Annotated in this window: 1 protein-coding gene; it reads right to left on the reverse strand. The window is 39.1% G+C overall.

Annotated features, from left to right (window positions below; all coding sequences use genetic code 11):
* On the reverse strand, positions 1–373 hold a 373-nt coding region (locus V5P19_RS23055), incomplete at both ends, for a lysozyme inhibitor LprI family protein (RefSeq protein WP_334407848.1).

A 373-nucleotide genomic window follows, 5' to 3' on the forward strand; every position in this document is an offset into this window, starting at 1 on the left:
GGATAAAAATCTTCAGAGTTACGGTATAGCTGCAACTGGCGAGTTCGCGTATTGGTCTGTATGATCATACATGAGAGCCATTCTGATTCAGAATAAGGGTCACTTAAATCCTGAACGTCCTCATTTGAAAGGATTAATTCACATTCTTTGTCCCTAAAATCCAGCCAGGCTCGCTGTGATTTTTTAAGCAAGTTAAGTTGTTCGGTATCAGGTTTTTTTACACCTGTGCGTGGCACTTGTTCTATATAACGATAAGCTTCACCATAGGCTTTATTTAATTGCGCATCGACGAGATTGTATTCTTGTCGCAGGCATGATTTGATCACGTTAACGTCAGTATCATCATCTGAATTTTTTTGCCAACAATCTTTGA

The organism is Enterobacter sp. UNJFSC 003 (assembly GCF_036903355.1).
In the GTDB taxonomy this organism is placed as follows: domain Bacteria; phylum Pseudomonadota; class Gammaproteobacteria; order Enterobacterales; family Enterobacteriaceae; genus Enterobacter.